The organism is Aestuariimicrobium sp. G57 (assembly GCF_050110855.1).
GTDB lineage: Bacteria > Actinomycetota > Actinomycetes > Propionibacteriales > Propionibacteriaceae > Aestuariimicrobium.
The window spans coordinates 869473-882373 of sequence record NZ_JBNINW010000001.1; the positions used below are offsets into that span (position 1 = coordinate 869473).

Sequence of the window (12901 nt, forward strand, 5' to 3'; positions counted from 1 at the left end):
TGCCCGGGAGTCACTGGCTCCCGGGCACACCCATAGACTGGCCCCATGAGCGCCGCCGCCCCCCTCAGTGTCACCGCCAGCGACGACCGCCGCCCGCTGCTGCCGCAGGGCCCGCTCTTGCGATACGACTTCACCGGCCCCGGACGATCCGTGCTGGACGCGCACCTGACCGTCCGCCCCGAAGCCCCCATCTACCGGTTGGTACTGTTCCCCGAACTGCGCACCCCGGACGAGGGCCCTGACCACTCGAGCGCGTTCATCGGCCTGTCGGCCATCACCGATGACCAGGTCGAACACCAGCTCGTCGACCAGCACCACTGGCCCGTCGCAGCGGGCGAGCCCGGGGTCTGGGTCACCGACCAGTGGAACCAGGTCGACCTGAACCTCACCCGGTTAGTCGGCAGGACCGTCGACATTGTGCTGACCTCACCCGGCGGCGACCTGCGGGGCTCCGGCCACCTGCAGCTCGTCGGCCCTGTGCCGGCCCCCGACCCGCACACGGCACCGCTCAACCTGGTGCGGACCAGCCGCGGCAGCCACCAGCATTCCGGTGATGCCATCAGCCGCGGCAACACCTACCCGATGACCAACGTGCCGCACGGGTTCAACTTCCTCACCCCGGTCACCGATGCCCGGTCGCACCGCTGGTTCTACAGTTGGGCGGGCCGACCGGGCGATGCCGACCCCCGCCCCACGCTGCAGGCGTTGGCGATCAGCCACTGCCCCAGCCCGTGGATGGCCGACCGGCTGGCCTTCCAGCTGATGCCCTGGACGGGCACCGCCACGGTCGACCCGCTGGCCCGGGAGCGCCGGTTCAGTCACGCCGACGAGTTCGACCGGCCGCACCACTACCGGGTGCGCCTCGACGACGGCGTGGTGGCCGAGATGGCGCCGACCAGTCACTGCGGCTTCTTCCGGTTCGACTTCCTGGACGCCGATTCGCCGCAGGCCGGGGTGGTGTTCGACATGCCCGGCACCGGCGAGTTGACGCTGAGCCAGCTGCAGGACGGCAGGCTCAGCTTCAGCGGCATGATCGACCCGCCCAAGGACTGGCTGGTCGACTGGGACGAGAAGGTCGAGCCGCTGGCCGGCTACGTCTATGGCGAGACCCGCCAGCCCGTGCAGGTCATCGACGTCACCAGCCGTGAGGGCATCCCCGAACTGCCCACCAACCTGGGCCGGGCCATCACGCGCAACTGGCCGAAGTGGTTGCGGGTCAAGGTCGACCGTGACCAGTCGGGGGCGGTGCAGCTGCTCGAGGGCAGCACGCTCGAGGTGGTCGTCGGAATGAGCCAGATCAGCACCCGCCAGGCGCGCCACAACCTGCGGCTCGAGATCGGCGAGGGCAGCTTCGACCAGGTGCGCGACCTCGCGGCCAGGACGTGGCGCGGCCTGCTCGACCGGCTCGAGATCACCGGCGGCACCCACGACCAGCGGGTCAGCGCCTATTCCAACCTGGCCCGGCTGTATTCGTGGCCCAACCAGCACGACGAGAACGCCGCCATCACCGCGGCCGACCCCGAATGGGTCTATGCCTCGCCGTTCAAGCCGGCGGTCGGCGACCACCAGCGCCATTCGACCGGGGCGCAGGTCGTCCATGGCCAGTTGCTGGTCAACAACGGGTTCTGGGACACGTTCCGCACCTGCTGGCCCGCCTACCACCTGTTCACGCCGCGCCGCTCGCAGGCCCTGCTCGACGGCATCGTGCAGCAGTACCTGGACGGTGGCTGGATGGCACGCTGGTCGGCCCCCGGCTACTGCGACATCATGGTCGGCACCAGCTCTGATGCCGTGTTCGCCGATGCCAGTGCCCACGGCATCACGTTCAACGAGCTGGCGGGGTATGACTCGGCATTGCGCAACGCCACCACCCCCTCGTCCCACGACGAGGTCGGGCGCAAGGGCATCGCCCGCGGCCGGTTCGTCGGCTACATCGACTCCGACACCCCCGAGGGGTTCAGCTGGTCGATGGACAATGCCAACTCCGACGCCGCACTGGCCCTGTGGAGCGCGCGGCTGGCAGAGCGCGGCACCGACCCTGCCCGCACTGACGAGTTCCGCGCCAATACGGTCTATTTCGCCCGCCGTGCCATGGGTTACCAGCAGTTGTTCGACCCGGCCATCGGGTTCCTGCGGCCACGCACCCCCGATGGCGGGTTCCGCGACGGCGACGACTTCGACCCGCTGCGCTGGGGCCGCGACTACACCGAGACGAACGCGTGGGGCATGGCCTTCCACGCCCCCTTCGACGGCGCCGGGCTCGCGGCGCTGATGGGCGGCGAGCAGGCGTTGGCCGACAAGCTCGACCAGGCAGCCGCCACCCCCGAGACGGCGTCGCTGTCGAACGCGTTGTTCTACGGCGGGGCGATCCACGAGATGCTCGAGGCCCGCGCCCTGCGCATGGGCCAGTTCGGCATGAGCAACCAGCCGGCCCACCACATGCCGTTCATGTGGACCCACACGGGCCAGCACCACCGCACCCAGTGGTTCACCCGCGAGATCCTCGAGCGTGGCTTCACCGGCTCGGGCATCGGCCAGGGCTACCCCGGCGACGAGGACAACGGCGAGATGTCAGCGTGGTGGTTGCTCGCGGCTGCGGGCCTGTACCCGCTGGCCGTCGGCTCGGGCGAACTGGTCATCACGGCACCGCTGTTCGAGCGGTTCGCGTTCCGTCGCGACGACGAGACCACCATCGAGGTGCGGGCCGGGCATGTCGAGCACCGCTACATCCAGTCGGTGACCATCAACGGCGAACCGTGGCACCGGGTCACCGTGCCGGTCGAGCGCTTGCAGGGCGATGTCACCATCCAGGTCGAACTCGGCCCGCAGCCGTCCGGCTGGGCCGGCGCGACGCGTCCCTTCTCGCTCAGCAGCATCGTGCCGGACGGCACCTGGCACCCAGACCTGACCAGCACCGCCACGGCCAGCCACCCCGCATTGGCGGACGACCTGGGCACCGAACGGGTGACGCTCGCGGCGGGCGAGGCGGCCGAGTTCACCTGGCCCGGGCCGGTGACCGCCTCGGTGTACACGCTCACCAGCCCGGCCGTCGACGCGGTGCCGGCGGTGGTGGAGTTCCGCGGCCTCGACGGCCACTGGTACCCCGCCCATGCCCAACCCCGCCCTGCGATCTGGGCGAACCAGACGCTGGCCCACCTGTTGTTCGAGGGCGGCGGCGCGGGCCGGATCACGGGACTGCGCATCGTCCCCACCACCGTGACCGCACTGCTGCAGGTTGAAGCGTGGGCATGAAGTACGGCGTCAACTACACCCCTCGGCGGGGTTGGTTCCACAGCTGGCTCGACCTGGACCTCGACGAGGTGCGTGAGGACTTTGCGCAGATCCGGTCGCTGGGGCTCGACCACGTGCGCATCTTTCCCCTGTGGCCGCTGCTGCAGCCGAACCGCACCCTCATCCGCAGCCGCGCGATCGATGATGTGGTCGCGGTGGCCCGGGTGGCCGGCGAGCAAGGACTGCGGGTCAGCGTCGACGTGTTGAACGGGCACCTGTCGAGCTATGACTTCGTGCCCAGCTGGCTGACGTCGTGGCATGCCACCGACATGTTCACCGACCCGCGGGCCATCGAGGGCCAGCGCATGCTCGTCCACGAACTCGCCCTCGCACTGCGCGACGAACCGCACGTCAGTGGGCTGACGCTGGGCAACGAGTTCACCCAGTTCGCCCGCGCCGACCACCCGCACGCCTCGACGGCGTCGCGGGGCCACACCGAGGCGTGGCTGCGCACGATGTTCGCCGAACTGCACACCACCTGGCCGCGGGGGCAGCACCACCACAGCTTCGACGACTCGCTGTGGTTCGACGACGGGCTGCCGTTCACACCCCGGCAGGCCACCATCTGGGGCCAGGCGACCACAGTGCATTCATGGACCTTTGTGCAGGCGGCGCCGTTGCTCGGCGCCAACCACCCGCACCTGGGCTGGTTCGCCCGCTACCTGTGCGAAGTGGCGGCAGCCTGGTCGCCGGCCCCCGAACGACGCATCTGGTTGCAGGAGGTCGGTGCCCCCCGGCCGTGGACGAGCGACGAGGCGGCCGCAGGATTTCTGCGCGAGACCATCGCGGCCGTGGCGGGCATGCCCCAGGTCACGGCCATCACGTGGTGGTGCAGCCATGACGTCAGCCGTGACCTGGCCGACTTCCCCGAACTCGAATACAGCCTGGGGCTGTTCACCCAGGACGGCGAGCCCAAACCGGAAGCCCTGGCCCTGGCCGAGGTCATCGATGCCGCACCCAGGGCGCACATCGACGAGCGGCCGGCGATGGTCGTGCATGCCGACCGCAAGACCGGGGTCGGGCGCTCGGTGACGGCACCGGGCGGGGCACTGTTCCGCCGGTGGTGCGAGTTGGCCGAGGACGGCACGTTCCCCGCGATGGTGATGGCCGACCAGGCCGAGAATGCCAACCTGCTCGACCGGCGCGGCATCAGCGAACTGCTCGACTAGCCTGTCTCGCCACCCCAGAACACCGTGTTGACCACGTGTTCTGCCCGGCGTGAGGCCTTCATCCAGTCATCGAGCAGCTTCCCGATCCGGCCCGGTTGGCGCCCCAGCAGGTGCGCCACGTTGCCGCGCTCGCGGGCGTCCGAGGGAAAGGCGTCAGAGGCCCGGGCCCGGCTGAGCATGTTCGCATTGCGAATGCGGCTGGCGAGCAGCCATGCCTCGCGCAGCGCCTCGTGCTGGCTCGCCGTGAGCAGTTCGGCCTCGTCGGCGGCCGCAAGGGCTGCAAGGGTGCTGGTGGTGCGCAGCCCCGGAATGCGGGCGCCATGTTGCAGTTGCAGCAGCTGGATCGTCCATTCAATGTCGACCAGGCCCCCCGGGCCGAGCTTCACATGCCGTTTCGGGTCGACGCCGCGGGGCATGCGTTCGCGTTCCATGCGGGCCTTGAGTTTGCGGATCTCGGTCAGCTGCCCCTTCGCCAGGCCCTCGGCCGGGTAGCGGATCGGGTCGATGGACGTCAGCAACGCGGTGACGAGCTCGACCGGGCCGGCCCCGTAGCCGGCGCGGATCAGGGCCTGCGCCTCCCAGGTGGCCGACCACCGGTCGTAGTAGGCGCGGTACGAACCCAGGGTGCGCACCATCGCGCCGTCCTTGCCCTCGGGGCGCAGGTCGGTGTCGATCTCGAGCGCAGGGTCGGGGCCAGGCGCGTTCAGCCATTTGCGCACCTTGGTGACGACCTGGGTGGCCTTGTGGACCGCCTCGGGGTCGTCGGTGTCGTCGATGATGAACATGGCATCGCAGTCCGACGAATACGCCGTCTCCTGCCCACCCCAGCGGCCCATCGAGACCACCCCGACGGGCGGTGCATCGGGCACCTCACGGTGGGCCACCTCGAGCGCGGCACAGATCGTCGCCGAGGCCAGGTCGGTGAGGCCATGGCCCACCGCGGTGAGGTCGGCGCGGTTGGTCAGGTCGGCGACAGCGACGCGGAACAGTTCGCGCCGCCTGATGGCGCGCACCGCATCGATCGCCTCCTGGCTCTGCTGGTGGCGGCTGACGACCGAGTGCATGGCGGTGTGCAGCCGCTCGGGGTCGCGGGTGAGCTCGACCGGTTTGGCCAGCATTTCGACCGACTCCGGATTGCGCTTGAGCAGGTCAACCGCATACCGCGATGACGACAGGATGTGCGCCAGCGTCGAAGCCATCTGCCCCTCGTCGCGCAGCGCCCGCAAGTACCACGGGGACGACTTGAGCGCCTCGGAGATCTGGCGGAAGGCGAGCAGTCCGGCATCGGGGTTCGGGGCCTCGGCGAACCAGCCGAGCATGGCGGGCATGAGTTGGCGCTGGATGTCGGAGGCCCGGGTGACACCGGTGGTCAGCGCCTGGATGTGGCGCATCGCGGCCTGCGGGTCGGCGAACCCGAGGGCTTTCAGCCGCGCCTCGGCGGCCTCGGGGGTCAACTTCACGTCGGCCGTCGGGATCTGGGCGACAGTCTCGAGCAACGGCGAATAGAACACGCGCTGGTGCAACCGCTGCACCGCCCTGGCCGAGGCCCGCCACTTGTCATGGACCTCCTCACCCGTGCGCAGCCCCACCCCCCTGGCCAGGATGCGCAGCCCATCCGGGTCGTCGGGCATCAGGTGGGTGCGGCGCAGCTTGTGCAACTGCACCCGGTGCTCGAGCAGCCGTTGGAATCGGTAGGCCTGTTCCATCTCGGTGGCGTCGGCGCGGCCGACATAGGTGGCGTCCTTGAGCGCATGCAGCGACTCGATGGTGCCGCGCAGGTGCAGCCGGTCATCGGCCTTGCCGTGCACCAGTTGCAGCATTTGCACGGTGAACTCGGTATCGCGCAACCCGCCGACGCCGAGCTTGATTTCACGTGCGGCCTGCTTGGGTGGGATGTGGTCGACGACCCGCTTGCGCATGGCCTGTGTCTGGGCCATGAAGCCGTCCCGCTCAGAGACCTGCCAGACCATCGGCGCGACCAGGTCGACGAACTGTTGCCCCAGTGCGAGGTCACCGGCCATCGGCCGAGCCTTGAGCAGTGCCTGGAACTCCCAGTTCGAGGCCCAGCGCTCGTAGTACGCCTTCATGCCCGCCGTGGTGCGCACCAGTTGGCCCGCGTTGCCCTCAGGGCGCAGCGCCGCGTCGACCTGCCAGATCGTGCCCGTCGGGGTGTGCGCCGAGCAGGCCCGCATCATGGCGGCTGCCAGCTTGGTGGCGATCGCGACGGCCTGTTCGGGGGTGGTGTCGCCGTCGGCCGGCTCGGCCATGAAGATGACGTCGATGTCGCTGATGTAGTTGAGCTCACGGGCCCCACATTTGCCCATGGCGATCACGGCCAGGCGCGTCCGGGCGTGGTCGGGCACCTGGCTGCAGGCGATCGCGAAGGCGCCGGTCATGATGGCGTCGGCCAGGTCACTCAGCTCGGCCATCACCGTGTCAAGCGCCCGGTCGGGCTCGCGGGCGGTCAGGTCGTGGGCGGCGATGCGCACCAGGGCGCGTTTGTTGGCCAGCCGCAGTTCATCGGGTGCCTGCGGGACGGGACCGGCCGGGGCATTGGCGCCGATGCTGTCGAGCACTTCGGCGACCAACTCATCGCGGTGACGCCGGCGATAGGGGGTGGCCAGCAGCGCGAGGTCTTCGGGATGGCGGATCAGGTGCTGGCCGAGCGGCTGGCTGGCCCCGGCGACCGCGACCAGGCGTGCGGCGGCACCCGGGGTGTCGAGCAGTTCGCGCAGCCGCTCGCGCGCGGTGCCTGCGAGCGCCGCGACCACCTCGAGGGCATGGTCTGGATCCGCGGCCCCGGCGCTGGCCTCGACCCAGGTCGACGGGTCATCCCATGGTTCGCCCAGTCCAGCCTCGGCCAGCAGCGCGAGGTGGGCACTCGCGGCAGCGGGGTGCATGAAGCCACGACGCACGAGGTCACCGCGGCTGGCGCTGTTCTCGGACATGGTGACAACTCTAGGATGTCTACCTGCCTGTAACCCGCTCTTCACGGGCTGGCAAGCATCGATGTCTAGAGTCATGGGGGTGACGATCATGGCGGCCGCGAGTGACCAGACCCTGCGCAGGGTCGCGACGGCGTTCATCGACCAGATCGCGGCCGTGATCCCGGACGCGACCCGGCTCGGCAGCGCCCAACTCCCGGCCTCGACCGCCCGGGAGCAATGCGGCCAGGTGCTGTTCCTGCTGACAGATGCGCTGCAGACCGTCGACTGCCCCTCGAACACCCGCCCGGGTTCGCTGTCCGACCACCTGGCCGATCGTCACCATGCCGAGAAGGCCATCCGCGACGTGATCCGTTCAGTGATCGGCCATGACACGGCCGACCTGCTCATGCCCCAGGCCCGGCGCCTGCTCATTGACCTGCGCGCCCGGCTGCTGACCCAACCAGTGCCGGCCATTGTGGAATCGCTGTTCGGCACGGTGCGGTTCGTCGACTACCTGCGTGGCGCCCTGGTCGAGGCGGTGGCGCTCGGCCTGCGTTTCCGCTGCGAGGTGCTGCCCGTGGCGGCGTCCGAGTCGGCGCGCGCCCTGGCGACGGTGCTGACGGCACGGCATCCCGGTGGGGCCATCGAACTACGGGTGCCCCCGGCGGTGGCGGTGCAACTGGGGGCGTTCGGTGAGGGTCCGCAGCACACCCGCGGCACCCCGCCCAATGTGGTCGAGACCGATGCCGTGACGTTCGTGGCGCTGGCAACCGGCCTGCGAGAATACGGCGGCGAACTGGCCCGGCACACGGTGAGCGCCAGCGGCGCCCATGCCGGGGCGGTGGCGCGCATGCTGCCGGTCATCAACCTGATGCGCTGAGCCTGGCTGCCTCAGGCCTCGCGGGCCAGGGCGTCGGGGCTCACCTCGTGCAGCAGCGGTTCACCCTGCAACACCCGCAGCGCCTCGTCGACGGCCTGGGCGCCCAGCACCTCGAGCTCGGTGCCCAGCGAGCCTGCGATGTGTGGGGTCAGAAAGACATTGTCGAGGTCCCACAGTGGCGAGTCCGGCGCGGGTGGCTCAGGGTCGGTGACGTCGAGCACGGCCGACAGCCGCCCGCTGACCAGCTCGGCGACCAGCGCCGGCTCGTCCACCACGGCACCCCGGGCCGTGTTGATCACGGTGGCACCGTCGCGCATGGCTGCCAGCACGTCGCGGCTGACCAGTCCCCTGGTCTCGGGAAGCAGCGGCGTGTGGATGCTGAGCACATCGCTGCGGCCGGCAAGCTCGGCCAGGTCGGGCACCAGGGTCGCGCCGAGGTGGTCGATGTCAGCGGCGTCGGCGTACGGGTCGTACACGAGCAGGTTCAGCGGCCAGGGCCGCAGCAGTTCCATCACCTGGCGCCCGATGCGTGAGGCCGACACGATGCCCAGGGTGCGGCCGGCCAGACCGCGACGGCGGTCGGTGATCGTGGCCAGCCACGGCTCGTCGCTGGCCCCGCGCCGACGGCGGTAATCGTCGCGCAGGTCGAACACCCCACGCATCGCAAAGATGATCGACGCCGCGGCATGCGCCGCCACGGGGGCCGCGTTGGCGTTGACCTGGCTCGACACCACGAACCCCGGTCGGGCCAGGGCGGCAGGGTCGACAACGCCGCGCACCGAGCCGCCCGTGTGTACCAGGCCGCGCAGCCGTGGCGCCCGCGCGAGCACGTCGGCGGTCAGCCGGGCGCTGCCCCAGCCGGTCACCACGACATCGGCATCGGCGAGCCCGGCGTGGGTCGTCCAGTCGGCGGCACCCGCACGGGTCACCGTCGCGCGCGATGCGAGCCGGGCCAACACGCGCGGTGTCAGGAAGGCATCGAAGATCTCGTCGTCAAGGCAGACGAGCACGTGCTTCACAGGATCGGCAGGTAGCGCTGCAGCTCGAACGGGGTGACCTGGGTGCGGTACTCGTTGAACTCGGCGCGCTTGTTGGCAAGGAAGTGGCCGAACAGGTGCTCACCGAGGGTGTCGGCCACCAGTTCGGAGTTCTCCATGGCGTGGATCGCCTCGTCGAGGCTGCGGGGCAGGGCCTCGATGCCCATGGCCGCACGCTGGCGTGAGCTCAGCGCCCACACGTCGTTGTCAGCCTCGTCGGGCAGTTCGTACTCACCCTCGATACCGGCCAGGCCCGCGCGCAGGATCACGGCATAGGCGAGGTAGGGGTTGGCCGCCGAGTCGAGCGACCTGATCTCGACGCGCGCCGAGGACGACTTGTCGATGCCGAACATCGGCACCCGCACGAGCGCCGAGCGGTTGTTGCGCCCCCAGCAGACGTAGGCCGGGGCCTCGCCGCCCTCGACCAGGCGTTTGTAGGAGTTGACCCACTGGTTGGTCACCGCGCTGATCTCACGGGCGTGGCGCAACACCCCGGCGACGAAATGGCGACCCACGGCCGACAGTCGCGCCTCGTGGGTGGCGTCATAGAACGCGTTGGTGTCGCCCTCGAACAGCGAGACGTGGGTGTGCATGCCCGAGCCGGCGTATTCAGTGAACGGCTTGGGCATGAACGAGGCCTGGATGCCCTTGCCGACGGCGACCTCTTTGATCACGACGCGGAAGGTCATGATGTTGTCGGCCATCGTCAGCGCGTCGGCATAGCGCAGGTCGATCTCGTGCTGGCCCGGTGCACCTTCGTGGTGGCTGTACTCGACCGAGATGCCCATGGTCTCGAGCATCTCGATCGCATCGCGGCGAAAGTCAGTGCCCTGCCCCAGCGTGGTGTGGTCGAAATAGCCGCCGTAGTCGAGCGGCACCGGCGCGGCGCCGCGGGCCTGGGGTTCGAGCAGGAAGAACTCGATCTCGGGATGGGTGTAGAACGTGAAGCCCATGTCGGCGGCTTTGCCGAGCGCACGCTTCAGCACGCCACGGGGGTCGGCGAAGCTCGGTGATCCATCAGGCAGCGTGATGTCGCAGAACATGCGGGCGGTGCCCCGCTTCTGCTGGCGCCACGGCAGCAGTTGGAACGTGCTGGCATCAGGCCGCGCCACCATGTCGGACTCGTAGACACGCGCGTAACCCTCGATGGCCGACCCGTCGAAGCCCACACCCTCGGCAAAGGCCCCTTCGACCTCAGCGGGGGCGATGGCCACTGACTTCAGGAACCCCTGCACGTCGGTGAACCAGAGTCGGACGAATCGGACGTCACGCTCCTCCATTGAGCGCAGGACGAACTCTGTCTGACGATCCATGGTTCACATCTTGCCCTGCGAGTGTTTCGAGTGGGTTACAGGCACGCGGAAACACGGCGCTCATAGAATGAAGCATGGCTGACGCGGGCTGGTACCCCGACCCCGCAGGTGTTCCGGGGCGAGTGCGATGGTTCGACGGCTCCCAGTGGACGACGCGCGTGCGCCAGCAGTCCGGCGGCGATGACGGCGATGGTGGCGGTTCCGGGCAGAGCGGTGGTGGTGGACGCGTCGTCCTGATGGTCGTGGTGGCGGTGGTGGCGCTGGCCCTGGTGGTGTGGTTCCTCATGCGCCCGTCCGGTCGTCCGAACACCCCCGAGGACACCAACCGTTCGACGCCGACCGTCAGCGCCTGGGACGAAACCTCCACCCCCTCCCCGCCCGAGACCCCGTCGTCACAGGCCAGCACACCCGGTGACCGGCCCACGTCGTGCCCGCCCGACACGCTCGACCTGAACCCCGGTCAGCCGCAGGGCGGCTGGTATGCCGGTGGCGGTCTTGCCTACCCGAAGGTTCCTGGCTGGCAGAACGGGTTCGGCTGGGGGCTCGACTGGGCCAGCAATCGCGCCGGCCAGCGCGATGAGGTCACCGACAGCTGGATCGCGATCGCCGTGGTCGGCCAACTCGACAAGGACACCTTCCCCACCGCGCCGCGCGCCGCGGACCAGTTGCTGCAGTGCATGGCCAGTTCGTTCTATTACAACGGGTTCACCGGGCGCCACGACGTGAGCAGTCAGGCCGTCACGATCGATGGCAAGCAGGGCTGGAAGATCGTCAGCGAGATTCGTGTCGCACCCCGTCCGGACATGATCGAGGGCGACGTGCTGACGATCATCGTGCTTGACGTCGGTCGCGAGGGCCAGCTGGCCGTCTATTGCGGCATGGCGCCGATCGGTGACGAGCAGCGCAACCAGTTGATCAACACCGCCACGGCGGGGTTGAGGGTGCGGGCGTGAGACTCAGCTCTTGAACGGGCCCCAACCGCTGCCCTCGTCCTCGTCCTTTTCGTCGTTGTTGTCGTCGTCCTCGTCGGGGTCATTGAAGCGGGGGTCGTTGTCCCAGTCCTCATTGCGCTCGGCGGCGTGTTCGAGCGCCTGGGCGGCCTCGGCCTGGCTGCGGTAGGGCCCGAGCCGGTCGCCGGCCTTGCAACCGTCGTAGGGCTCAACGGTCTTGTGGATGAGGCAGTAGTACCACTCGCCGGAATGGTCCTCGGCCATGTGTCCTCCTTGGGTGGGCTGGTGCCTGGCCTGGCTGGGCCATGGACGCCACGCTACCGCCGGGCAGCCGGGCGGGGCAGGCGTTATGGCATGCCGGTGGCCCGCCGGGTGCGGCGGGTGCGGCGCGGCGCGTCTCAGCTGGCCAGGGTGTCTTCCCCGCGTTCGGGGCGGGGCAGGATCTGTCCGGTGGGGTCCTCGACGAGCCAGGTGTGGCTGGGGGTGACGAGGTAGCCGAAGCCGAGGGGTGATTTCCAGAGGTAGGTGCCTGGGGAGGGTTGGGATAGGCGCCAGCCGCCGTGGGTTTTGGCGCGGTGCACCTTTCGGGAGAGTGGGGCGAGGTTGTCGGGCCTGGTCAGGGGTTGTTGGCCGGGTTGGGGTGGTGTCCAGGGGATGGTGTGGTCGAGGTCGAGCCCTCGTGAGGGTTTCTTGGAGAACGGGAAGGCTTCGCGGGGGTTGCGCAGCCGGACCCATTCCCGCATCCGGGCCGGCACGTGGTAGGCGTCGGTCGGTGCGAGCTCTTCCGGGTTCAGCACCGGCCGGACGCTGATGCGGGTGTTGCCGGTGAGGTGTTTGACCCAGCCGGCGAGCAGGGAGCCGGCCTTCTCGACCTTCACCAGCCCTTCACCGGTGTGCAGGGTGCTGTCGGTCAGATGCACGACCAGTTCCGTGCGGGGCAGTAGCTGGTCGGGGTCAACAGTGATGGTGCCGCAGGTGTGACCGCGCTGGCCCTGTGCGGGGCAGTCCGGGTTGAACCCGTCAGCCTCGCCGGGCAGCTCATCGGTGAGGGCGGCCTGCAGCAGCTGCAACGCCCGCGCTGGGGTGGCGAGCAGGCCGAGCGCTTGGGCCCGGCGGACCTGCTGGGACTCGCGGTTGCCACCCATCGCGAGGATTTCGGCGAGCCGGTTCAGTTGGGCGTCGAGGAAGATCGCATCCGCCGTATCAATCGTCGCGGAGACGTCGGCGACCCCGGCCCCGGAGCCGTCGACGCCGCGGGTGTTGATGTCCACCCGCCGTCTCGCCAGGGTCTCGTCCGGTGGTGGCTGGTTGGGGTCGTGCAGCAGCTCTTTGAC

9 protein-coding genes are annotated in these 12901 nt (G+C 69.5%); 4 read left to right on the plus strand and 5 right to left on the minus strand.

What is annotated here, in order from left to right:
• Positions 1–45 precede the first annotated feature (45 nt).
• Complete coding sequence (locus ACQCX5_RS04000) at positions 46–3252, plus strand: GH92 family glycosyl hydrolase (RefSeq protein ID WP_434540678.1); 3207 nt, start codon at positions 46–48, stop codon at positions 3250–3252.
• Positions 3249–4460 carry a glycoside hydrolase 5 family protein gene (locus ACQCX5_RS04005; RefSeq protein WP_434540731.1) on the plus strand — a complete coding sequence of 404 codons (1212 nt, stop codon included), beginning with the start codon at positions 3249–3251 and terminating at the stop codon, positions 4458–4460. Before ACQCX5_RS04000 ends, ACQCX5_RS04005 begins: the two co-directional genes overlap by 4 nt.
• Here ACQCX5_RS04005 and ACQCX5_RS04010 read toward each other — a convergent pair.
• Positions 4457–7408, minus strand: a complete 2952-nt coding sequence (locus ACQCX5_RS04010) for a bifunctional [glutamine synthetase] adenylyltransferase/[glutamine synthetase]-adenylyl-L-tyrosine phosphorylase (protein ID WP_434540679.1) — start codon at positions 7406–7408, stop codon at positions 4457–4459. The genes ACQCX5_RS04005 and ACQCX5_RS04010 overlap by 4 nt on opposite strands.
• Positions 7409–7496: 88 nt before the next feature.
• Between ACQCX5_RS04010 and ACQCX5_RS04015 the strand changes: the two genes are divergently transcribed.
• Complete coding sequence (locus tag ACQCX5_RS04015) at positions 7497–8267, plus strand: sterol carrier family protein (RefSeq protein WP_434540732.1); 771 nt, start codon at positions 7497–7499, stop codon at positions 8265–8267.
• A gap of 11 nt (positions 8268–8278) precedes the next feature.
• On the opposite strand, the gene ACQCX5_RS04020 is transcribed toward ACQCX5_RS04015, so the two are convergent.
• Together ACQCX5_RS04020 and ACQCX5_RS04025 are read right to left on the minus strand one after the other, a co-directional pair.
• A complete protein-coding gene (locus ACQCX5_RS04020) occupies positions 8279–9286 on the minus strand; it encodes a hydroxyacid dehydrogenase (RefSeq protein ID WP_434540680.1) in 1008 nt (335 codons plus the stop codon).
• Positions 9283–10584, minus strand: a complete 1302-nt coding sequence (locus ACQCX5_RS04025) for a glutamine synthetase family protein (RefSeq protein ID WP_434540733.1) — start codon at positions 10582–10584, stop codon at positions 9283–9285. The genes ACQCX5_RS04020 and ACQCX5_RS04025 overlap by 4 nt, the downstream gene beginning before the upstream one ends.
• 107 nt (positions 10585–10691) lie before the next feature.
• Here ACQCX5_RS04025 and ACQCX5_RS04030 point away from each other — a divergent pair, with 107 nt between their 5' ends.
• Complete coding sequence (locus ACQCX5_RS04030) at positions 10692–11570, plus strand: DUF2510 domain-containing protein (protein ID WP_434540681.1); 879 nt, start codon at positions 10692–10694, stop codon at positions 11568–11570.
• Between the two features lie 3 nt (positions 11571–11573).
• On the opposite strand, the gene ACQCX5_RS04035 is transcribed toward ACQCX5_RS04030, so the two are convergent.
• Positions 11574–11831 (minus strand): hypothetical protein, encoded by a 258-nt coding sequence (locus ACQCX5_RS04035; protein ID WP_434540682.1) that lies wholly within the window; start codon positions 11829–11831, stop codon positions 11574–11576.
• A 134-nt stretch (positions 11832–11965) separates the two neighbouring features.
• A partial coding sequence (locus ACQCX5_RS04040; protein WP_434540683.1) for an HNH endonuclease signature motif containing protein occupies positions 11966–12901 on the minus strand: 936 nt, incomplete at its 5' end.

Excerpts from the sequence above, each read along its gene's own strand:
- ACQCX5_RS04000 (WP_434540678.1), top strand. The coding sequence starts at position 46 with ATGAGCGCCGCCGCCCCCCTCAGTGTCACCGCCAGCGACGACCGCCGC.
- ACQCX5_RS04005 (WP_434540731.1), top strand. The coding sequence starts at position 3,249 with ATGAAGTACGGCGTCAACTACACCCCTCGGCGGGGTTGGTTCCACAGC.
- ACQCX5_RS04010 (WP_434540679.1), bottom strand. The coding sequence starts at position 7,408 with ATGTCCGAGAACAGCGCCAGCCGCGGTGACCTCGTGCGTCGTGGCTTC.
- ACQCX5_RS04015 (WP_434540732.1), top strand. The coding sequence starts at position 7,497 with ATGGCGGCCGCGAGTGACCAGACCCTGCGCAGGGTCGCGACGGCGTTC.
- ACQCX5_RS04025 (WP_434540733.1), bottom strand. The coding sequence starts at position 10,584 with ATGGAGGAGCGTGACGTCCGATTCGTCCGACTCTGGTTCACCGACGTG.
- ACQCX5_RS04030 (WP_434540681.1), top strand. The coding sequence starts at position 10,692 with ATGGCTGACGCGGGCTGGTACCCCGACCCCGCAGGTGTTCCGGGGCGA.
- ACQCX5_RS04035 (WP_434540682.1), bottom strand. The coding sequence starts at position 11,831 with ATGGCCGAGGACCATTCCGGCGAGTGGTACTACTGCCTCATCCACAAG.